The organism is Bdellovibrio sp. KM01 (genome assembly GCF_013752535.1).
Classification (GTDB): Bacteria; Bdellovibrionota; Bdellovibrionia; order Bdellovibrionales; family Bdellovibrionaceae; genus Bdellovibrio.
On sequence record NZ_CP058348.1, the window covers coordinates 958,378 to 979,701 of the forward strand.

The window sequence follows — 21,324 nt, forward strand, 5'->3', positions numbered from 1 at the left end:
GGGTTTACAACACCTAAGAAACGACATAGATTCAATTCATGATTCGCGCAGTTGCCATCCATTTGATGATCTTAATCAGCCTCTTCAGTTTTTGGAGTGTGGGCTACGCGTCTCAAATTGATGACTGTTGCATCGAGCGACTGTCACAGTCCACGGAAACTCATGTTTCTGAAACTAAAAGCAAGGCAGTTGCAACTATCGCTGGTCATCCCGATGATTGTGCTGCTCGTTGCGATGACTGTGTTATCTGCCAGAGCCAGTGTAATCAGCACGGGGTCGTTACTTTTGTGACGCCAGAGTTCGGATTCGATCTGGCCCAGGCCCATGATTTTACGTTTGTTCATTCATACTCTGATATTGATCCAACAGTTCTGAAAGAACCTCCTCGAGCTTAGGCTTACTCACGGCTTTTTCAGCCGTTTTATTTCCTCACAATTTAAACAGTATTCAGTCTGCGTTTTATAAACGTCAGATTCCGGAGTTATATAATGATATTCCTTGTTAAAAGGCCTGTCGTGGTGGCCTTATTCGTAGGCCTTGTTTTGACGGGTGTTCGTGCCCATTCTGCGAATGAGCAGAAAGAAGCTGGACATCATCAGCATGGCACTCATCCTGAATGTCCTATTCCTCAATCTGCGATGGATATCCTAAAGTGTGCCAGCGAAAATCACCCCAAGATTCGCGCGGCCCAACTGGATGAACAGGTTCAAAGCGGAGTTGAAATAAGAGAAGGTCAAATTCCCAATCCCAGCTTAAACCTGGAATCTGTGTCGGGAGATATGGGAAATGTTTCCCGCAAAGAAACCAAAATATCCCTGATGCAGCCGTTGGAAATCGGTGGCGCGCGCGGAGCGCGAATCGATCTTGCCAAGGCAAACACTTTTTTGAGTCGTGCTGAATTCGAAGAGATCCGTGCCAATGTTATGATTGAAACGGTGATAAATCTTTATCGACTAGCGCAGTTGAAAATTCAGGCTGAAAGCAGTGATCGCACAATACAGGCTTATCAAGGCAGTATCTCGTCGTTAAAGCGTCGTGCGGCTCTCTCGCCAGAGCAAAAAGTTTCTCTTTCTGTTTTTCAAATGGCCCTATCGGAGACAAAGCTGCGCAGGCTATCGATCACGGAAGAACAGCGATCCTTGTCTCACTATTTCCATATGGCGACAGGAAATTCCTACGACGAAATCAAGGGAGTATTGCCAAGCCAGTATAAGTGGCCCACTTTGGCAGAATTTGCAGAAATTAAATCTCCCACAAAAGCCAAAGCCCTCGCAGGGCAAATGGCGGCCGAAGCTCAGTTAAGCCAAGAACAGGCCAATTCCTGGCCCGTGTTGGCGATTGGGCCGATGGTGCAAATGGAGGAAGAGGGCAGTGAAAAGGCCAATCTCTATGGTCTGCAGCTAAGCTTTCCCTTGCCCCTGTTCAATGTGAATGGTGGCGGTCGCAAAGCGGCGCAGTTGAGTGTACAGCGTTCCCAGGAACTTTTAAAAATCACAGAACGTGTTGAGTCTCACGAACGTGAAGAGATTTTGCACAACTATGAAGACAGTTTAAAAGCGCTGAAGGAAAGCCCCCAGTTTACAGAGATTGATGAGGAAAATCGAAAAAATCAAAAGCTTGCCGGCAGTGGATTGATTCCAGCCAGCCTTGCTATCGAAGCCCAGCGCTCCAATGCGGAGTTGCTTAAGACTTTGCAGGAAAGAGAACTAAGGACCCTGCAAGCACTTTGGACCATCTATAAGTTGGATGGGCGAATTATGACGGAGAGTTTATAATGAAATCATTTACACTTTTATTCCTAGCTATTTTATTTTTCTCTGCGAATTATGCCTGGTCACATAATAACAATAAGAGCGCCGAAAAAGAACATGAAGAGCATCACGATGAACATGGTCACGAGGAAAAAGAAAAGCCTTTGAAAATTTCTGACAAGGCGAAATCCCATTTAAAGGTTGAGTTCACGAATGTGGGTGGCCATAGTCCATGGACGCTGCCACGTACGGCCTTGGTTCAAGTGAAAGATCGCTCTGGTATTTATAAAAAACACGATGACACTTTGGAGTTCGTGGAAATTCAATTGGTTAAAACCGACAAAGAAAAAATCACCTTTACCACCAAGGATCTTCATAGTGGGGATGCGGTGGTTGTTGAGGGAACGCAATTTATTCGTATCATCGAGTCGGAGCTTAATTCTGAACCCGCAGGTCACGGGCACTAGGGGGCAGAATGATTTCAAAATTGATTCGTTTGTCGATTTCCTATCGCTGGCTGGTGATCTTAATGACAGTCATCGTGGGCATTTTTGGATGGTATTCCTTTACCAAGCTTCCGATTGATGCGGTTCCAGATATCACCAACACTCAGGTGCAGGTCAATACCCAAGTCGAAGCCCTGGGGCCGGAAGAAATAGAACGTGTTGTTACTCGTCCCGTAGAAACGGCGTTGAACGGAATTCCCGGTGTGACGGAAGTTCGTTCTTTAACTCGTTTCGGACTTTCTCAAGTGACGGTGGTGTTTGAGGATCGTACGGATATCTATCGGGCTCGTCAGTGGGTCTCTGAGCGATTGCAAAGTGTGACGGATAAACTTCCCAAGGGTTCCAAAGTTGAAATGGGACCTGTAACTTCGGGTCTTGGAGAAATCTATCACTATGTGATTGAGGCTGAGAAAGTCGAGACTGGCGAGCGTCGGATCAAACAATTGATGGAGCTTCGGGCTTTACAGGATTGGTATATCAAGCCGCGACTTTTAAATGTTAAAGGTGTTGCCGAAGTAAATTCCATCGGCGGTTATGAAAAGCAGTTCGTGATTTCTCCGAATCCGCAAAAGATGGCGGCGTACGGTCTGCACTTTGACGATTTTAAAGAGGCTTTTGCCAACATTAATCAAAACGTCGGTGGCGGATATGTTGAGCAAACGGGTGATCAATTCTTGATTCAAGGCATTGGTGTTTTTAAGTCTTTGGCTGACATTGAGGATGTTACGGTTAAGACTCTTGAAAATGGCCGCGTTATCACTGTTCATGATGTGGCATCTGTCGGAATTGGCAAAGAGCTTCGCACGGGGGCTTCACTGCATAACGGTCGCGAAGTTGTTGTGGGCACAGTATTGATGCTGTTGGGAGAGAACAGCCGCACGGTGGCTTTGCGTGTTACTGAGCAAATGGAACAAGTGAAAAAGTCTTTGCCCGAAGGTTATAAAATTGAAGTCGTTTACAACCGCTCGGAGTTGGTGAATGCGACCTTAAGCACCGTGGAACATAATCTTTTGATGGGTGCTTTTTTAGTGATCCTGGTGCTCTTCATTTTGGTGGGAAATTTCCGCGCAGCTCTCATTACCGCGATCGTCATTCCTCTGTCTTTGCTTTTCACATTTATCCTGATGCGGCGATTTGGAATCTCGGGAAATCTGGTATCACTCGGGGCTTTGGATTTTGGGATTATTGTGGATGGAGCGGTTATTGTTTTGGATAACTGTGTTCGCCATGTTCACGACAAAACTCAATCATTGAAGCGAAGCCTGACTCAATCTGAGTTGGATGACACCATTCACGAGGCGACAACAGAAATTCGCACCAGTGCGGGCTTTGGTGAGTTGATTGTAGTTGTGGTCTTTTTACCGGTCTTTGCGTTTGTGGGCATCGAAGGTAAGATGTTCATTCCAATGGCATCGACATTTATCTTTGCGATCTTAGGTGCTCTGATCATGTCCTTCACGTTCGTTCCCGCTCTGGCAACTTTGCTATTAAAGGGCAAAGTTGAAGACAAAGAACCCTGGATTATGCGCAAGCTTTACACCTGGTATGAACCTGCCTTGTCCTGGAGTTTGAAAACACAAAGGGCGATCGTCGCTGGAGCCGTTATTGCGGTGGTTTTGGGTGGCGTGCTGTTTTCCAGATTGGGGGGGGAATTTCTTCCTCAGTTAAATGAAGGATCATTGGCGGTACAATTGATTCGCCCTGTTTCGGTGGGGCTTTCTCATTCCGTGGCGATGGAAGAAAAATCCCATGAGATCATTCAGGCTTTCCCCGAGGTCAAAGACGTGTTTGCGCGTATCGGGACAGCGGAAATCTCCATGGATCCCATGGGACCTAACATCTCCGATACCTTTGTGATGTTAAAGCCGGTCAAGGAGTGGCCACGTATCGATGGTAAAAAGCGCACAAAAGATGAATTAGTCGCAGCCATTCAAAAAGAATTGCAGGAAAAAGTTCCTGGCCAAACTTTCTTGATGAGCCAACCGATTCAACTGCGATTCAACGAATTGATGGAGGGAACTCGCGCGGATGTTTCTTTGAAAATCTTTGGTGAAGACCAGGAAATTCTTCAGCAAAAAGCGCAGGAGATCGTCGAGATTCTGGAAAAGATCGAAGGTTCCGGCGATGTCGAACTTGAAGGCAAAGGAATGGTCAACGTTCTTGAAATTACTCCAGATCGTCAGGCATTACGTAAGCTTGGACTCTCATCTGCGGAAGTCATGCAGACGGTCAGTCTGGCCATGGGCGGTGAACAGTTGGGAGTTTTCTATGAAGGGGCCCGTCAGGTTCCATTGGTGCTTCGATTGGATGAAGATCATCGTCAAGATTTAAATGCGATCAAATCTTTGCCGGTGGGGGTAGGAACGAACTTAACCAAACCACTTCATACGGTTGCCAACATTGGATTTAAAGAGTCCCACAGTTCTTACAGTCGTGAGCAGACTCAGCGTCGTCTGGCGATTTTAATTAATCCCCGAGGACGCGACACCGAGGGCTTCGTCAAGGAAGCGCAGATTAAAGTTGCCGAGGCAGTTAAACTTCCAACAGGTTACTATGTGCAATGGGGTGGAAATTTTAAAAACCTGCAAGAAGCAAAAACTCGCTTGATGCTGCTGGGGCCTTTGGCGTTGTTGTTGGTCGTTTTGATGATCTTTGCGGCTTTCAAAAACTGGATTGAAACAGCGCTCATCTTCCTGTGTATTCCGCTCGCATTAATTGGGGGAGTGCTTGGGTTACTGATCTCAGGCCTGCCATTTAGTATTTCCGCAGGAGTTGGATTTATTGCCCTCTCTGGAATCGCTGTATTGAACGGTGTGGTTTTGGTCAGCTACTTTAATGAACTTCGCAAGAAAGGTGAAAGCGGAGAGAGCCTGGTCAAAAAAGGTGCTTCTTTGCGCCTGCGACCGGTCTTGATGACGGCCCTGGTGGATATCTTTGGATTCTTGCCGATGGCGGTTTCGTCCAGCATGGGAGCGGAAGTTCAAAAGCCTCTGGCATCTGTCATCATTGGTGGAATTATCAGTTCCACACTTTTAACATTGATTGTTTTGCCAGTGCTTTATCGAGCGGCTGATAAAAAGAATTGGCTTAAACACTCAGAGGCTGGTTTGAGATAAGTCCGTTCTTTTATCTGGGATAGAATAAAAAAAGGGAGCTCGAAGTGGCTCCCTTTTTTTTAATTTCGGATTTAAACTTCAGTCGCGTCGTGGCCAAAGATTTTGTGATACTTCGCCATGAACCAAACCGAGAATCTGTGAACGTACAAGTGCAGAGCTGGAATCACGTATAGAGTCAGCAAAGTGGAACTGATCGTACCACCGATAACAACGATACCTAAGCTTGTGCGGGATTTAGAAGCCTCATTCAGACCAATCGCAACCGGGATCATACCCGCAATCAAAGCTAAAGAAGTCATGATGATCGGACGAAGACGGGTAAAGCCCGCATGTACCAACGCATCCTTCGGTGTTTTGCCTTCTTTTTGCTGCTCCATCGTCGAGTCGATCAACAAGATCGAGTTCTTAGTCGCCAGACCCATCAACATCACGCAACCAATCATCGAAAACAAGTCAAAGCTTGAACGCGTGATAAATAGACTTAGGAAGGCTCCGCAGGCTGCCAATGGAATAACTGCCATGATGGTAAATGGAGTGATGAATGATCCATACAAGCTCGCCAGAACCAGATAGATAAACATCACACCCAAGCCCATAGAGACCAGGATGTTTTGCATAAGCTCCGCAAAACGCTCTGCCTCACCCACGAAGCTGAATGTCACGCCAGCAGGCGGTTTTAATTCCCCCTTCGTCAATGCAGTCAGTTCAGTCATTACACCACCGATACCTTTACCACCCGGAGTGATGTCAGCAGAAAGCTGGATGTAACGATTGCGGTTTTCACGCAAAATTTGTGAAGGACCTTGGGAAGCTTTCACTTCCGCCACGTTTGCCAATGGAACCAAGCGATTATTCAAGTTCGGAACTTTCAAATTTCCGTACTCTTTACGCAAGTCCCGTTGATCTGGTTGCAAACGAACACGCACGTCATAGCTGACGCCGTTTTCACGATAGATCGCAGGTGTCAGACCTTCGATCAAAGTACGAAGCTCGTTCCCGATACTTGTTAAAGTCACACCAGACATTCTGGCGATATCGGGCTTCATTTTAATTTGGAACTCTGGTTTACCCACGCGGAATGAAGTATCCGGTTGGGACAAACTTGGATTTTCTTTAAGCTTCGCCAATACTTTGTTCGAGTATTCGATCAAAGCATTCATGTCCTGACCGACGATGTTCACGTTGAACTGACGGCTGTTTTGCTGACCCGGATTGTCTGTCACGATGATGTTGTACTTCGCAAGCAAGTCTTTGTATTCGTCACGTAGGACTTCCTTCATTTGCGTCGTGTTTTTCTTACGTTGCTTTGAAGGCACCAGGCGAATGTACAAGTTCCCTTTGTGGGCTTCACCATTAGAAGAACCAATTTGGGCAAGGACATCTTCGATCTCCTTGTGTTTTTTCAAGCGGTCTTCAAGTGTTCTGGCAACCTCATCCGTACCATCAAGGCTGGCGCCAGGAGGAAGCTCGAACATCACGAAGAACTCACCGTTATCCTGCGGTGGCAAGAACGTGAACGGAACAAAGCGTGCGATAAAGATCGAGAAGATAAAGATTCCGACAGCCCCCAAGATAGTTTTCATGGGGTGAGCCAAGGACCATTTAAGTGATTTTACGTACTTTTCCTCCAAGCGAGATTGGAAGCGGTCAAAAGCTTTCAAAGCTTTTTTGTTCCAAATACCGAATTTAGAAGTTGGCTCTGCATGAGAGTGTGAACCCGCAACGTAAGCAGACAAAGCAGGGGCCACAAATAAACCGTCAAACAGCGATACGATCATCGCAAAACAGATCGTCAAACCGAACTGTTTAAAGAATTGACCAACGATACCTTCCAGGTTTCCAATGGGGCCGAACACCGCAAGGATCGTTAAAGTTGTCGCGATAACCGCCAAGGTCACCTCTTGAGTACCTACCACGGCAGCCTTTTTAGGGGACATACCGGCTTCCAGTTTACGGAAAATGTTTTCCCGCACGACGATGGCATCATCCACCAGAAGACCTACCACCAACGACATCGCAAGCAAACTCATGATGTTGATCGAGAACCCAAAGATACCCATCACGATACACGCGCCCAAAAGGGAGTTCGGCAAAGCGAATCCGGTGATCAGCGTGGACTTCATTGAACCCAAAAAGAAATAAACCACGATGATCGTCAGGATAATACCGAATAAAATCGATTCGTAAACGTCATAAACGTTATCACGGATTTTCTTACTCGTGTCCTGAGTGATTTTCATCGAAGCTGCGATGTTTTGATCCGTCAGCTGTTGATTGATTTTTGTTACTTTCGCACGAATATCATCGGCAACTTTTACGGAGTTCGCTCCCGATTGACGATAGATCGCAAAGTTCACAGATTTTTTACCGTTCAAGCGTGTGCGAGTGGACTCGTCCTGAAGAGTGTCAGTGATTTTGCCTAAAGTGCTAATTGAAACCGGGTGGTATACGTCGGCCAAACGCAGAACTGTATTTCCGATTTCTGCGATAGACTGATATTGAGCAATCGTACGGAAAGAGTACTGCGTGTTGCCTTCGTCAATTTTACCGGCAGGCACGTTACGACCACCGGATTGCAAAGCTCCATTGATGCTGGTTGCAGAAACGTCGGCTGCGTTCAATTTGTTATAATCAAGACTCACATGGATTTCACGCTTACGACCCCCCAGGATCTCAACTTGACCCACTTGTGGGACCTGCTCGAACTGCGGGGAGATGACCTCTTTAGCTAAGTCATAAAGTTTCCCGTCTTCCATATCCGAAAGCAGGGTGATGTACATGATCGGAGCATCAGAAGGGGAGACCTTACGGATAACCGGTTGGTCGATATCATCGGGAAGTTCGCGCATAACGTTTTGAACTTTCGCGCGGACTTCTTGTTCCGCAAAGTTCAAATTTGTTTTCAAAGAAAACTCAACCATGACCACAGAAACTGAGTCCATGTTTTGCGAAGAAACTTTTTGCACGCCAGAGATCGTGGCAAGCTCATCTTCCAAAACTTTGGTGACTTCGGTTTCGATTTCCTGAGGACCCGCACCACCATAAGTCGTTTGTACAACAACTGTAGGGAACGTGACGTCGGGAAACAAATCGATAGGAAGACCTTTTAGTGAGATCATACCTAGCGTAAGCATCAGAATGACAATTGATAAGATAAAAACGGGTTGGCGAACGGAAAGTAATGCTGGTGACATAGTGGAGCGGAAACTATCAGGTCGCCGGAAAAAGACAACAGAATCTAAATTCAGGATCCAAAGCAAAATCGAAATCAGCAAGCCGATGTACTTGGCATTTACTTATTGGGCGTATGTAAATGCAAGCTATCGTCGGTTGCGGCAAAGTCCTTCTCGAACTTTAGAGGGAGTGAAGTTATAGATCATGACTCCGCCATCTTTAAGTAGGCCTGATTTTAATTGATCTAAATAAAGAGGGCGCCCACCCATTTCATCAGCATAGCCAAGTTTACGTGATTCGAAAGTTCCCTGAACACCTAAGCACCCAGCGGTGAATGTGTAGGGATTCCATCCATGGAGCAGAACGCCACGGCCATGTATGTCTTTATTACCTGCTTCAAGGCCATCCAGCTCGATTCCGTCCTTGATATTTGCGGTCCGAGGAGGGGCATATCTGCGGGTAACGATAGCTCCGTTGGGTGTTTTTTGGGAGCTTGTGCCTGCTCCGAAACCGCCGGCCCCGCGAGAGACGGGAATTGGATTTTTATCGAGGACTTGTGCCACTTGGCCTTGGGAGTTAAAGAAGTACATTTTTCCGGTCATTTCACCGTCGGCGAAGTCATTGAAAATGAAAGTGTCGGACGTAACTTTTCCGGAAGCTTTGTTTTTCTTGTGAGCCTCTAAGGCCATATCAAGACCGCATTTGAATGTGGGATCATTTTTGACTGAATCCGGAAGATCGGCACACACATTGTCCTGACCAGACAGGGCGCGGTTGGTATTTGTGACCAAGGCAGTTGACGCTGCTGCGGCAGAAGATTTTGGATCCGTGATATCTGTTGGCGTAACTAACGATTTAGGTTTATCACCCATGCCGAACAGATTAAGGAACCAATCGAAAAAGTTAAACTTGCTGGATTGATACACCGGTGCATCGTAAGTCAAAGTACAAGTACCCTTAGTGACACAGCTTTGATCCGCCGAGTTCAGTGAGGATTTGTTCAGTACTAGATCGCCGCTATTTGCCAGTGACTTTAAAGTCGTGGAGTCGGGAGATGTATCATTGTTTTTAATGGATTTAACTTCATACAGCGAATCGTTGGAAACTGTTTTAAAGCCCGATTCCGTTGTGGAGTCGGTCTGGTTGGGATTAAAGAAAGTATTTTTATTTCCAACAGACTTAACAGAGATTTGCGAGCCTTTTGAAATGGCACCCAGAGGTTGAATGGCGCGGTAAGTGGTTTGCGCAAAAGCCTGTGCGCTCAACAAGATAAGGAATGTACTGAGGATGAATTTCATAGCTTTAGTTCCTTTATTTTCTTAATCACCAATCGGTTTATTCAGAGTGTTCCTTTAGTAAACGGCGGACATCCTGGACCAACGAATGAATCCAAAGCAGGACCTGGACTATGGCCTGAATTCATCAAAGTTTGATCAAGCAAGAACCTCACAATTCCGAAGAGAAAGTCATGATTGCTCTTTGGTGTGTGATAGGTCTGATTCTTTCTGCCATATCGGTTTCGATGTTGGGCGCGGCATTTTCAATTGTCGGTCTTGCAGCGTTGTTTTCCGGTGCAGCAACAGCCGTCATGTTAATGGCGGGATCGCTAGAGCTTTCTAAATTCGTTCTCGCAGCGTACTTGCATCAGCGCTGGAATCATCTGAATGCCTTTCTTAAAACCTACCTTGTCAGCTCCGTTGTGATCTTAAGTGCGATCACCTCCCTGGGTATTTTTGGTTTCCTTTCTGATGCTTATCAGTCGGCAAGTACCGCATTAACCGCAGAAGCAATCAAAGTGAGTTCTTTGAAAACTCAGCAGGCGAGTGCTCGCGCTGAAATCGATCGTCTAAATAAAGCCGTTGATGAAATTCCTGTTACGCGTGTGACGAAAAGAATCGAAACCCGCAAAGAAATCGAACCCGGTATCGCAGCCCTTACGAAGCAAATCGAAAACCTGCAAGTGCAGATCACGCAAAGTGATTTGCATGTGATCGAGTTAAATAAAAAAGTCGGTCCGTTGGTATTTATCGCCAAAGCCTTCAATCTTGAAATTGATACGGTCGTAAAATACCTGATCATGCTTTTTGTCTCGGTATTTGACCCGTTGGCGATCTGCCTGGTCATCGCGACCAGTGGTGCTTTGCAATCACGCCGTGAAGAAAAAAATCAGCCTGCTCAAACTGACTCTGAACCGATTCCCTCAGGCGATAACGCTGAAGTGGTGGAAATGCGCTTTGTCGACGACAAAGAGGCCGCGGGGTAGACAATGTTTCTAACCCGAGTCCTGGAAAAAAAAGCCGTCATCCAAACTTTCGGCGCAGCCCTTGTCTTGGCACCTTTCGGCAACACTCTAGCAAAAATGTCGACCCTCGACGGAGTCTATGGTCAGTGGACCTTCGACATGTTCAAAAGAATCATAGCCGCCGGCTCGGTATTTAATCAGATTCTATATGTTGCGACTATTTCGATAGGCTTCTTGATGTTAAGAGGCTCAAGATCCGTTTGGAAATTCGCACTAGCACTCTTAGGCGGCTACATAGCCCTGCAAGTATCAGACTTCAAACACGTAAAATCCAGCGGCCTCACATGGACATTTTTCCTGACGAACATCGCTGTCTTCATGTTCATCGCCGATCAATTGGTGTTTAAAGTAGAAAACACAAAGCCCGTTCAAAAGCCCAAAGAGACTCCAAAGACTCAGCCAGTAACCTCAACAGCCGTCATGACGGCAACAGTGCAACCAACACAAAAACAATCGATGGATAAAAAAGACGTAGTAAGAAAACTACAACCCACAGAACTACCAACAACCCCAGGCAAAGTAGTCGTCCTGCAACCAAAAGTTCAAGCAAAACCAAGACACAGAAAAATCCCGCAAGTGAGAAGAAAAGTCCTATTCCAATTCGCCGGCCAAAACCCCTGGGGCCAACTAGTATCAATTTCCAACAAGGGCATCCAAATCAAAGGCCTAAAAGCCCCACCAATTGAAATAACAGACAAAGAAGTAGATCTAATCCTAACCAAAAATCTCAAGGTCAGAACCAAACTTAAACTGAAAAACGAAGATACTTATTTCTTCGACTACGCCGACCTCAACGAAGCAAAAACAAAAGAACTCAACCACTGGCTAAGTTCCCTGCAAGATTCTAAAGCCGCATAGGCTTCGACAAAATTTAAACGAATGAAATTAAGATCGCGTCTGACTGGCACCTGCCCTAGGGGACTGCTGTGCAGTCGACCTCTGTCGGCGCTGGATGCGCGCACCCGCCAAAGGCGGGCGACAGTGAGCCATGGATGGCGTGGCGACGGAACAGCAGTCCCCTAGGGCAGGGGCCAGGCAGATCCGTGAACTAAGTCACAAGAACGTCCTGAATCTTACTCAGAAGCTCCTTGCGGCGTGCCGGCTTAGTAAGAACTCCATCACACCCGGCGTCCATACATTTTTGGCCTTCTTCTTTCATCGCGTGGGCAGTTAAAGCAATGATAGGCTTAGTGTAACCAGCAGCACGGATGCGGCGAACTGTTTCGTACCCATCCATGATGGGCATTTGAATATCCATCAAGATCAAGTCAGGATTGTGTCCTTCCATGATTTCAATTGCCTCAAGACCATTTGCAGCTTGCAGGATTTCCGAGTGCGTGTTGCGCATATAGCGATCAATCAGCAGGCGATTGTCACTGACGTCGTCCACCACCAGGATTTTTGCACCCTGCAAATCAATGTCTTTGTTTAATGATTCCACCTTTTGCTCGATCGTTTGGTTGGTGCCCTGGGATTTTTCTAAAAGCATCGAAACTTCAAAGAACGAACCGACATTTGGTGCCGATGAAATCAGTTTCAAATCTCCACCCATGGATTTGGCAAGTTCGCGGGAAATAACTAATCCCAAACCTGTGCCCCCATACTGTTTGCGAGTCGAAATATCCGCCTGGCTGAAGGGTTGGAAAAGTTTTTTAGATTCTTCTTCGGAAATTCCAATACCTGTGTCACGGATTTCAAAAATCACGCGGTCGTGATGATTGCGATCGGGTTGGATATAGCAAAGAATTTTAACCGAGCCCTGGGCCGTGAATTTAATCGCGTTACCAGTGACGTTTAAAAGAATTTGTTTAATACGTTCAAGGTCAGATTTATAGAAAAGCCCCGGTGGATTTTTGGCTTCCACTTCAAGGGCGATGCCTTTATCAGAAGCCTTAAGTCCCAAAGTAGTTGCGATATCTTTTAGCAAATCGTCAAAGTTAAAAGACGCCTTCATAAAATGAAGCTGGTTCGCTTCAATTTTTGAAAGATCCAAAATATCATCAATCAACCGCAGCAATAATTCACCGTTACGGCGGATCGCTGCCAGGGAATCCTGTTTTTCAGCCTCGCCTAAGTCTTCTTGAACCAAAACATCCGAAAAACCCAAAACCGAAGCCAGGGGAGTGCGGATTTCATGGGACATGTTTGCCAGGAATTGAGACTTGGAAAGGTTTGCTTGTTCCGCACGTTTGCGCAGGAATTCCACCTCTTCCATTTTAGCCTTCAAAAGTTTGTTCTGACGATCCAAAGAAATAAAAGTTTGAACTTTGGAGCGCACGATATAGGGGTCCAACGGTTTAAACATCAAATCGACGGCGCCACTTTCATAGCCCTTAAAGATAATGTTTTGATCCTGCTGTTGGGCCGTCACAAAAATAATCGGCAAGTGACGAGTCTTTTGAATGCCACGAATAAACTGGGCAAGTTCAAAACCACTCATGTCAGGCATCTGTACATCCAGTAATGCCAGTGCAAAGTCGTGATCTAAAAGTAACGACAACGCCTGTTCGGGCTTGTTCGCCGTAATAAGCTCCAAATCATCAGCCTTGATCAATTCGCTCAGCGCAAAGATATTCTCGGGGTTGTCATCCACAATAAGAATCTTCGTTTTGTCCACGTTTCCCCTTCATCCTGAATTCTGCCCTCACGACACTTACTTTCAGAATTTTCATGTTGAATAATTAACGACCAACTTCCGTTTGTTTTCTAGCATTTTATCGTTACTAAAATGCAATCTAAACATCATTTATAAAAGGTGAGTGGTGTGCGCGCCTTCTGATAAATTTTGTCATCCTTATTAAGCTCATCAAATCCTTCCGCACAGGCGGAGAATCGAATGCTCTCTTTGCTTCCCAATCCCAGGAAAGCGCGGGACGCGAGTGACTCGTAAAAAAGTTTGAACACTCTCTCTTGAAGTTCGCGGTTAAAGTAAATCAACACGTTCCGACATAATATCAAATGGGCTTCAACGAAGCCTTCGCCCGTGGCCATGTTGTGTTCTGAAAACACAACTCGTTCACGAAGCTCTGGATTCATTCGAGCGCGGTTATAATGAACTGTGTAATAGTCAGAAGGGGATTTGGTTCCACCTGACTCCACATAGTTCTTAGTGAATACGCGAATGCCTTCCAGGTCATAGACACCATCCTGAGCCTTTTTTAGCGCCAAGGGATTGATGTCTGTTGCATAGATGGTGCTTCTTTCCAGAAGTCCCTCTTCGTGCAACAAAATCTGCAAACTATAGACTTCCTCGCCCGTGCTGCATCCTGCGATCCAAATGTTTAAATTTGGATAGGTGCGGAGCACAGGGATGACCTGAGTTCGCAGTGCTCTAAAGAAACTGGGATCACGAAACATCTCACTGGTATTAACCGTGAAAAGCGGCATGATTTTTCTAAAAAACCCCTCATCGGTCAGTAAGCGCGCCAAAAGGTCTGCCTCTGTGGGGATATCGTGTTTTCCCAGAATAACGTCAATACGTCGGGTCACAGACGCTTCGGTGTATTTTCTGAAGTCGAATCCGTATTTCAGAAAAATCCCCTCCAGCAATAAGTGACGTTGGACGTTTTCAACTGTCATCTAAAACACGTCCCTTTCATGCAACCACACCCGCAATACCGATACTAAATTTCCAATGTTGATCGGTTTAGAAAGATAGTCATTGGCACCGGACGCGAGAGCTTTTTCGTGGTCGCCCTTCATCGCTTTGGCAGTCAAGGCGATGATCGGAGTGTCTTTATGGTCAAGCAGCCCACGGATACGCTCCATAGACTCAAAACCATCCATACGTGGCATCATTAAATCCATCAAGATTGCATCATAGGATCCATCTTTACCCGCCATATCCAAAGCTTCCTGGCCGTCACGAGCCGCATCGACTTTAAAGCCTTTGCTTTCCAAAACGTGAGTCAGTGCAAAGATATTTCTCATGTCGTCATCGACGATCAAAAGTTTACGGCCATCGAAATTCTCTTCACCTTGCAAATCCGACAAAATCTGCTGTTGCTGCAATGGCAGAGTGTCTGATACGCGGTGAAGGAAAAGACTGACTTCATCCAAAAGTCTTTCCGGCGAACGTGCGCCCTTTAGAATGATGCTTTCGGAGTATTTACGCAGGTATTCTTCCTCGCGCTTGCTAACCTGTTTCGCCGTATAGACGATGACTGGAGGAAGCGGGTGATCCAATTCATTCAGTTTTTCCAGAAAGTCGTTGCCGGTCATATCTGGCAATGACAAATCCAGAACCAGGCAGTCAAAATGCCGAGCTAAAACTTCTTTCAACGCTTCTTCGCCAGTAGCGACAGAAGTCAATTCAATATCTGGAGCCTGCAGTAAGGCCACGATGGCTTCCCGTTGAATTTGATTGTCTTCAACGATCAAGAGCTTTCTGGTGGATTCAGCAGCAACAGTTTTAAGCTGCGCCACTGCGCCGTGGATTTGATCCATGGTCACCGGTTTACCCAGGTATCCCATCGCTCCCATGCGCAAAGTCTGCTGAGGATAATCCAAAGCGGAAATCATATGCACGGGTACATGACGAAGTTGAGGAATCTTTTTTAAAGACTCCAAAACCCCAAATCCACTAACGCCCGGAAGTTTAATATCCAGCATAATGGCGGTCGGAGTAAATTTATCCAAAAGTTGCAGAGCCAGCTCACCTGAATTCACCTGAACCGGTGTGAACTCATGGTCTTTCGCAGCTTCCGCTACTAAGGCGCTAAACTTTTCATCGTCTTCAATAATAAGAAGAGTTCTTTTTTCGCCATGGACAGCTTTCAAAATTCTGTCAACTTCTTCGGAAGAAGCTGAGCGCAGCTCTTGATCAAAGCTGATGCCCTTAGAGATATTGATATCCAATTGAGTCTTGGATGGAGTTGTCAGTTCACCCGGTAAGACGATTGGCAGACGGATGGTGAACTCACTGCCTTTGCCTTCTTCGGATTGCACCACGATCTGACCTCCCAGGAGTTCAGATAGTTCTTTAGAAATTGTCAGGCCCAGGCCCGTGCCACCGTATTTACGGCTGATCTGGTTATTACCTTGTTCAAAGGCTTCAAAAATTGTCAGACGCTGTTCAGGTTTGATGCCGATGCCTGTGTCTTTGACGGTGATATCAACGAAACCATTTTTAAAGTTGTGTCCTTTGATTTCAACCGAACCCATATCCGTGAACTTGACGGCGTTTGACATGAAATTGCGCAGGATTTGGCCCAGGCGCTGAGCATCGGTTTCCATGACCAGATCTTCGACCGTGGAATCCAAGATCACGCGAATCGCCAGACCTTTTTTCTCGGCCTGCGGTTTAAATGTCGAAAGCAATTGGTCCGTCATGCTTTTTAAAGAGAATCGTTCAGAGCGGATGACCAGTTTTCGTGCTTCGATTTTGGACAGGTCCAAAATATCGTTGATCAGATTCAGCAAGTCATTGCCGGCATCATAGATCGTACCGGCAAAGTTTTTCTGCTGCTCTGACAAGTTACCTTCTTTGTTTTCACGAAGCAGGGTGGACAGAATCAAAAGACTGTTCAATGGCGTGCGCAGTTCGTGCGACATTTTCGCCAGGAAATCTGATTTGTATTGATTGATTTTTTCAAGCTCCGTGTTACGCGTGTTCACAACATCTTGTTGGCGTTCCAACATGCGGGCTTGTTCTTCCAAATCCTCATTGGCCGAACGCAATTCTTCTTGTTGAGTTTGCAGTTCTTGGGCTTGAAGTTGAGTTGTATCCAAAAGATTTTCTAAATATCCACGGCTTTCCGCTGAAGCCAGGCCCGTAGCAATTAAATCTGAAGATTGTACCAAGAAGTCGCGCTGACGCTCGCTCATAGGCTGGAAGAATGCAAGCTCCATGATGCCGACTGGTTTATTAAGGGCGAATAGTGGAACTAACACCAAAGATGTCGGTTGAGCCTTGCCTAAACCTGATCCCACCCAGAAGTAATTTGCCGGAATATTGTTGATTTCGACGATTTCGTTTTTGCGGTATGCCTCACCCACCAAACCTACGTTCAAGGGAACCTGTTGCAAAGGGGCCGCTGCAGAGTTGTCCGTCACGCGCGCAAAGTGCGCTGTGCTTTCTAAATGATCTCCACGATGTGCATACATGCTGCCGGCAGGGATGCGAAGTTCATCTGCTATGAAAGCTAAAACTTTTTTCGAAACTGTCTCGGAGTCATAGTCCATTGCCAAGATCTGGGAAATCTCTGCCAAGCGAGTTTTCAACGCCAATTCACGCTCGCGTGCCTGGGCCTCGATGGATTGCAGGATTTGACGACGACGGATAATATAGTAAGCCGTGGCAGCCAGAATGATGTTTAATAAGCAGGAACCGATCAAAGAAATAATGACGTAAATTTGCGATCTGCTTGCTTCCTCAAGTCTGACATCCAGAAGTCTTTTTTCTTCGGCGTGCATCTTTGTCACAAAGCCGCGGGCTTGGTCCATCAGGATTTTACCTTCATTCAAAGTCGTTTTGCGACTGAGTGGACCTGGTTTTTGAATCTGCTGAACGTTTTCTTCAAGAACTTCGAAGCGAGATTTTAAAACACTCTCAAGACTTTTTAGTAAAGCCACCTGGTTAGGATTATCGGTAATCAAACCGGAGAGGCGGGCAATGGCGGCCTCAGAATTTGCGATACCTGCATAGTAGGGCTCAAGATACTCTTTATTGCCCGTCAGCAAAAAGCCACGCATGCCGGTTTCCGCATCCTTGGCGAATGAGATGACACTTTCAATTTCAATCACGACTTGGTTAGAGTGCAAAACTCGTTGTTCGTCCTTTTTTACGGTTTGAAAGGCCGAGTATAAGAAAACGGAATTCAAAACCATGATCGCGACGATGAACAGGAATGCTGAATTTAACCCAGTTACGCTTCGATTCGTGAATTGTTTCATAGCGCCCTTGTAACTAACAGAGCGCCAATCGCCAAGGCCGACTCGTGGGTTTTTGTGAATTTTGTCCTCTACGACTCGGCGTGCAAATGAACTTGTAAAAATGTTTTAACAATTGCTATACAACGGAGAAAAATGTTTGAAGAAATCGCCAAATGGAGTCGCTGATGTAGTTGTTTTTGTTTTGTGGTCCAATACAAAGTCGAAAGTCAGATATGGCGGCGAAGTCCGGATTTTTGCCGCCGAAATTTTCAAATTTTCCAGCTAATAGTTGTAACCCCACCCACGCAGGAAAACCCAAATATCTGATCGTCCTATCAAATCAAAATGCAAACTTCCGCTGAACTGCCCAACTTGTTTCGGAGCGAATTTCACAGTGGCTCTGCAAGATTGGCCCGGCCATAAAACACCGCCACAGTTTTCTTTATGACTGAATGCTTTTCCCGAAGTGTCTATATCGTTTATGTAAAACGGATAGTTGCCGTTGTTGCGAACACGAAAGCGCGCACTTTCGCTTTTGCCTTTTTTGACGAAACCAAAGTTATAGTTATAGGACTCTTGAACGGTGACGGAATCTTCATTGACGGTGATGGTGTGCTCTTCGTGATCGGTCAAAGTTTCTTCATAGGATTCTTGGGCAAAAACGGGAACAGATATCATAAATGCCGCCGTTAAAAATAATAGCGTTTTCACTGGGACCCCCTTTTTCCTTCATCATCGACATCACAAAGTGCCCAGGCAAAATGTTATTTTCCTCCCAGACTTGGTGAATTCAGATGATGCCGTCGCCAGCCATGAGTCCTGATGGGACTTGGGATCCGACAGAATTCTTTGAGGACGATCGTCGACAATTTGTTAAAGCAAAAAAAGCCGCTGACCTTTCAGTCAGCGGCTTTTTCTAAAGAATGAATCTTTAAAAATTACGGTTGGATTTTACCAGTAACTTGGAAGTGCAAACCTACAGTTGATGCACCAGCGCCGCATTGAGCAGCGGCATCTGAAACTGGAACGTAGATCGCAGCGCGACCGTGAAGGTATTTGTAGTTGTTCAATTTCAAAGCTGCATCAAGGAAAGCTTTACCCGCTGTGCAGGCAGAAGTGCCTTCGATAGCGTAAGCGCGAGAATCAACAAGTTGAGCCGTTTTTGCGGCATTGTCAGCGAATACCAGAGCAGAGTATTTACAAACACAACCTTCTTCAGAGAATGTACCTTTGATTAAAAGATTGTCCAAAGAGTAGTCTGTAGTAGCCGTTGCCAACTGAACGTTGAAAGCTGCGAAGTCAGCAGGGATTGTTTGTGTTTGAGTGTTGCCATCGTCACAAACGTAAGCTGTGAATTTAGACATCCAACGCTCACCTGGAAGAGTCAAATCTTCGTTTGGTGCAGCGAAAGCTGAAGAAAGAGACAAAGTAGCTAGCAAAACTAGAACTGATTTCATGTGATATCCTCCATCGGATTTTTATTAATCGTGGAGTTGTTCTACGAACGTTTCAGTAAAAGGGTCAAGCAGACGACGAAAATATACCTTTTGGTTTTCAATGGCTTTTCATCTTGGTTGCGTTTTGCTGTTTGACGTTTACAAAAGTTAATTAAGGACACGAATTGACGTCACATGCATCAATTCACAAGCGCCAGCGCCGGTGTCATCGCGACTGAGGGAGCTTCTCCATTCGCCACCTTCTTTGGTACTCACCATAACTAAACTTCCGGTAAGTTCGATCAAATTACCTTCGCGAAGACCCACGACAACGTCACGGATAATTTTGTTTGCGGGGATAATGTGTACGTTCGCACTATGGCGCATGATTTCTTGTTCTGAGATCGGCGGGTTTTTCCAGCGCACGTGATAGTAACGAAGTGACTGACCGATACTTAACTCATTTAAAACTTTTGAATCCGACATCGGTCCCCAACCCAGGGCAAGATCAATCGGAGAGATGCCCGAACCCGGATCAAAGTAATATCGATTTGTTGAAAGCACGCGGGCGCGAATTTTATATCGCGCTAAAGGTTCGGCAACACCGACATCAATTCGGATCGGCTTTTTATCGCTGTTATTTAATTCTTCTTGAATGGGGTCTTCAGGAATCAGCACACCGTCGGCCACAGTCACGGGACGAGATCTCCAATACAGGATAGCTGCCAGGATCAGGGCGCCGATAGTAAATGTCTTGCGATTGAATTCAAACATTCTCCTTTATTCTAGATGAATCGTGGGGCTAAGCAAGTCTTTGTGCCGGATGCGAGGAGAGAGGTGGTCTATTGGGCCAGGATGAGATATTCTAGCTCCCATGAACTTGAACACTGCTTTAATGTTAGTCGATGTCCAGGCAAATATGTTTGCTCCCTTTAATCCCGTTTATGAAGCTGATGCGCTGATTGAAAACGTCCAAAAACTTTTGGAATTGGCTCGTGCTTCAGGCACTCAGGTGATCTTTGTGCAAAACAACGGACAGCCAGGGGATCCCGATGAAACTCGTACCGAGGGTTGGATGCTGCATTCCGATCTCGTCATTGAAAATGGCGATTTAATAGTACAGAAGCATCATCCCGATCCCTTTACGGATTCAGAACTTCATTCGACCCTTAAGAAAAAAGGTATTCACAAACTTATTATTGCAGGTCTTCAATCCGAGTACTGTATTGATGCCACTTGCAGAAAAGCCTGTGAGTTGGGTTATGGCGTGACGCTGGTAAGTGATACTCACAGCACTTATCCTTCGCACGAAGGCACGGCTGAGCAAATCATTAGACGCGTGAATGCGGGCCTTGGTGATCTGATCAGTCTGTGGGCTGTTTCTGAAATTCAGGCCTAAATTTAAAATTAATATTCGAAATCGATCAGTGTTTTAAAGTACGCGGGAACGCGTGCTTTAAACTGCATACGCTTTTTGTTGTGCGGATGATTGATTTCAAGCGCTGCCGAGTGCAGGAACAAATTCTTAAACGGCGAGTTCGGCTTTCCGTATTTGGTATCACCCACGATAGGGTGTCCCTCACCTGACAGATGTACGCGGATCTGATTTTTCTTACCCGTTAACAGATTGATTTTCAAAAGGCTGAATTTATCGGTCTCTTTTAAAACCGTGTATTCAGTGATCGCAAGCTTACCTTTTTCTGAATCCTGGCTGGAGTGAACCACATAATCTTCGTCTTCGCTTAAATAGCTTTGGATAATGCCAGTTTTTTTCTCAAGCTTCCCATGAACAATCGCATAATAGGTTTTGCTAAAGGATTTCCAATTGTCTTTCAGGTAATTCATGACCTCTTCGGTTTTGGCAAAAACCAAAACGCCCGAAGTGGCCTGATCCAGACGGTGAACCACATGGACTACTTTGGTGGAACGGGGATTGCCCTTACGAACCCATTGATTCAAAAGACCGTGAACCGTGTTTTCGCGTTCCCATTTGGCTGCGACAGTTAAGATCCCCGGGGATTTGTTACCCACGATGATATCCAAATCCTCGTGCAGGATTTCGAAACCTTTGGGTTGATATTTTTTAGGGATCTTTTTAGGAGCTGGCATGACTCCTTGGTAGCAGGTCTTGCACCAAGGAGCACGTAATTTATGAGGGATGCCGTA

Annotated in this window: 16 protein-coding genes; 7 read left to right on the plus strand and 9 right to left on the minus strand. The window is 45.9% G+C overall.

What is annotated here, in order from left to right:
• Positions 1 to 38 precede the first annotated feature (38 nt).
• From HW988_RS04785 to HW988_RS04800, 4 genes are all read left to right on the plus strand, one after another.
• Entirely contained in the window at positions 39 to 395 is a 357-nt protein-coding gene (locus HW988_RS04785) for a hypothetical protein (protein WP_181606439.1), read from the plus strand.
• Between the two features lie 93 nt (positions 396 to 488).
• Positions 489 to 1,775 (plus strand): TolC family protein, encoded by a 1,287-nt coding sequence (locus HW988_RS04790; RefSeq protein ID WP_181606440.1) that lies wholly within the window; start codon positions 489 to 491, stop codon positions 1,773 to 1,775.
• On the plus strand, positions 1,775 to 2,218 hold the full coding sequence (locus HW988_RS04795; protein WP_181606441.1) for a hypothetical protein: 444 nt from the start codon (positions 1,775 to 1,777) through the stop codon (positions 2,216 to 2,218). Before HW988_RS04790 ends, HW988_RS04795 begins: the two co-directional genes overlap by 1 nt.
• An 8-nt stretch (positions 2,219 to 2,226) precedes the next feature.
• A complete protein-coding gene (locus HW988_RS04800) occupies positions 2,227 to 5,373 on the plus strand; it encodes an efflux RND transporter permease subunit (RefSeq protein ID WP_181606442.1) in 3,147 nt (1,048 codons plus the stop codon).
• A gap of 71 nt (positions 5,374 to 5,444) precedes the next feature.
• On the opposite strand, the gene HW988_RS04805 is transcribed toward HW988_RS04800, so the two are convergent.
• Together HW988_RS04805 and HW988_RS04810 are read right to left on the minus strand one after the other, a co-directional pair.
• A complete protein-coding gene (locus HW988_RS04805; RefSeq protein ID WP_181606443.1) occupies positions 5,445 to 8,567 on the minus strand; it encodes an efflux RND transporter permease subunit in 3,123 nt (1,040 codons plus the stop codon).
• Between the two features lie 126 nt (positions 8,568 to 8,693).
• A complete protein-coding gene (locus tag HW988_RS04810; protein WP_255490203.1) occupies positions 8,694 to 9,845 on the minus strand; it encodes a hypothetical protein in 1,152 nt (383 codons plus the stop codon).
• 170 nt (positions 9,846 to 10,015) lie between these two features.
• Here HW988_RS04810 and HW988_RS04815 point away from each other — a divergent pair, with 170 nt between their 5' ends.
• Together HW988_RS04815 and HW988_RS04820 are read left to right on the plus strand one after the other, a co-directional pair.
• Positions 10,016 to 10,810, plus strand: a complete 795-nt coding sequence (locus tag HW988_RS04815) for a hypothetical protein (protein WP_181606444.1) — start codon at positions 10,016 to 10,018, stop codon at positions 10,808 to 10,810.
• A gap of 3 nt (positions 10,811 to 10,813) precedes the next feature.
• Entirely contained in the window at positions 10,814 to 11,707 is an 894-nt protein-coding gene (locus HW988_RS04820; protein ID WP_181606445.1) for a hypothetical protein, read from the plus strand.
• A 190-nt stretch (positions 11,708 to 11,897) separates the two neighbouring features.
• Here HW988_RS04820 and HW988_RS04825 read toward each other — a convergent pair whose 3' ends face one another.
• From HW988_RS04825 to HW988_RS04850, 6 genes are all read right to left on the minus strand, one after another.
• The gene (locus tag HW988_RS04825) at positions 11,898 to 13,466 is read right to left on the minus strand and encodes a response regulator (RefSeq protein WP_181606446.1); all 1,569 of its coding nucleotides are present in this window, start codon (positions 13,464 to 13,466) and stop codon (positions 11,898 to 11,900) included.
• Positions 13,467 to 13,591: 125 nt separating this feature from the next.
• Positions 13,592 to 14,428: a protein-glutamate O-methyltransferase CheR gene (locus HW988_RS04830; protein WP_181606447.1), complete on the minus strand. Its 837-nt coding sequence runs from the start codon at positions 14,426 to 14,428 to the stop codon at positions 13,592 to 13,594.
• A complete protein-coding gene (locus HW988_RS04835; protein ID WP_181606448.1) occupies positions 14,429 to 17,743 on the minus strand; it encodes a response regulator in 3,315 nt (1,104 codons plus the stop codon).
• A gap of 261 nt (positions 17,744 to 18,004) precedes the next feature.
• Positions 18,005 to 18,433, minus strand: coding sequence for a choice-of-anchor D domain-containing protein (locus HW988_RS04840; protein ID WP_181606449.1), 429 nt, complete (start codon positions 18,431 to 18,433; stop codon positions 18,005 to 18,007).
• 227 nt (positions 18,434 to 18,660) lie between these two features.
• Positions 18,661 to 19,179, minus strand: a complete 519-nt coding sequence (locus tag HW988_RS04845; protein ID WP_181606450.1) for a hypothetical protein — start codon at positions 19,177 to 19,179, stop codon at positions 18,661 to 18,663.
• Between the two features lie 147 nt (positions 19,180 to 19,326).
• Entirely contained in the window at positions 19,327 to 19,932 is a 606-nt protein-coding gene (locus HW988_RS04850) for a hypothetical protein (RefSeq protein ID WP_181606451.1), read from the minus strand.
• Positions 19,933 to 20,032: 100 nt separating this feature from the next.
• On the opposite strand from HW988_RS04850, the gene HW988_RS04855 reads away from it, so the two are divergent.
• On the plus strand, positions 20,033 to 20,557 hold the full coding sequence (locus HW988_RS04855) for a cysteine hydrolase family protein (RefSeq protein WP_181606452.1): 525 nt from the start codon (positions 20,033 to 20,035) through the stop codon (positions 20,555 to 20,557).
• 8 nt (positions 20,558 to 20,565) lie between these two features.
• Here the strand turns inward: HW988_RS04855 and HW988_RS04860 are convergent, their stop codons facing one another.
• On the minus strand, positions 20,566 to 21,267 hold the full coding sequence (locus tag HW988_RS04860; RefSeq protein ID WP_181606453.1) for an RluA family pseudouridine synthase: 702 nt from the start codon (positions 21,265 to 21,267) through the stop codon (positions 20,566 to 20,568).
• Between the last annotated feature and the right edge of the window lie 57 nt (positions 21,268 to 21,324).

Excerpts from the sequence above, each read along its gene's own strand:
- HW988_RS04785 (WP_181606439.1), top strand. The coding sequence starts at position 39 with ATGATTCGCGCAGTTGCCATCCATTTGATGATCTTAATCAGCCTCTTC.
- HW988_RS04790 (WP_181606440.1), top strand. The coding sequence starts at position 489 with ATGATATTCCTTGTTAAAAGGCCTGTCGTGGTGGCCTTATTCGTAGGC.
- HW988_RS04795 (WP_181606441.1), top strand. The coding sequence starts at position 1,775 with ATGAAATCATTTACACTTTTATTCCTAGCTATTTTATTTTTCTCTGCG.
- HW988_RS04800 (WP_181606442.1), top strand. The coding sequence starts at position 2,227 with ATGATTTCAAAATTGATTCGTTTGTCGATTTCCTATCGCTGGCTGGTG.
- HW988_RS04805 (WP_181606443.1), bottom strand. The coding sequence starts at position 8,567 with ATGTCACCAGCATTACTTTCCGTTCGCCAACCCGTTTTTATCTTATCA.
- HW988_RS04810 (WP_255490203.1), bottom strand. The coding sequence starts at position 9,845 with ATGAAATTCATCCTCAGTACATTCCTTATCTTGTTGAGCGCACAGGCT.
- HW988_RS04815 (WP_181606444.1), top strand. The coding sequence starts at position 10,016 with ATGATTGCTCTTTGGTGTGTGATAGGTCTGATTCTTTCTGCCATATCG.
- HW988_RS04820 (WP_181606445.1), top strand. The coding sequence starts at position 10,814 with ATGTTTCTAACCCGAGTCCTGGAAAAAAAAGCCGTCATCCAAACTTTC.
- HW988_RS04830 (WP_181606447.1), bottom strand. The coding sequence starts at position 14,428 with ATGACAGTTGAAAACGTCCAACGTCACTTATTGCTGGAGGGGATTTTT.
- HW988_RS04835 (WP_181606448.1), bottom strand. The coding sequence starts at position 17,743 with ATGAAACAATTCACGAATCGAAGCGTAACTGGGTTAAATTCAGCATTC.
- HW988_RS04845 (WP_181606450.1), bottom strand. The coding sequence starts at position 19,179 with ATGAAATCAGTTCTAGTTTTGCTAGCTACTTTGTCTCTTTCTTCAGCT.
- HW988_RS04850 (WP_181606451.1), bottom strand. The coding sequence starts at position 19,932 with ATGTTTGAATTCAATCGCAAGACATTTACTATCGGCGCCCTGATCCTG.
- HW988_RS04855 (WP_181606452.1), top strand. The coding sequence starts at position 20,033 with ATGAACTTGAACACTGCTTTAATGTTAGTCGATGTCCAGGCAAATATG.
- HW988_RS04860 (WP_181606453.1), bottom strand. The coding sequence starts at position 21,267 with ATGCCAGCTCCTAAAAAGATCCCTAAAAAATATCAACCCAAAGGTTTC.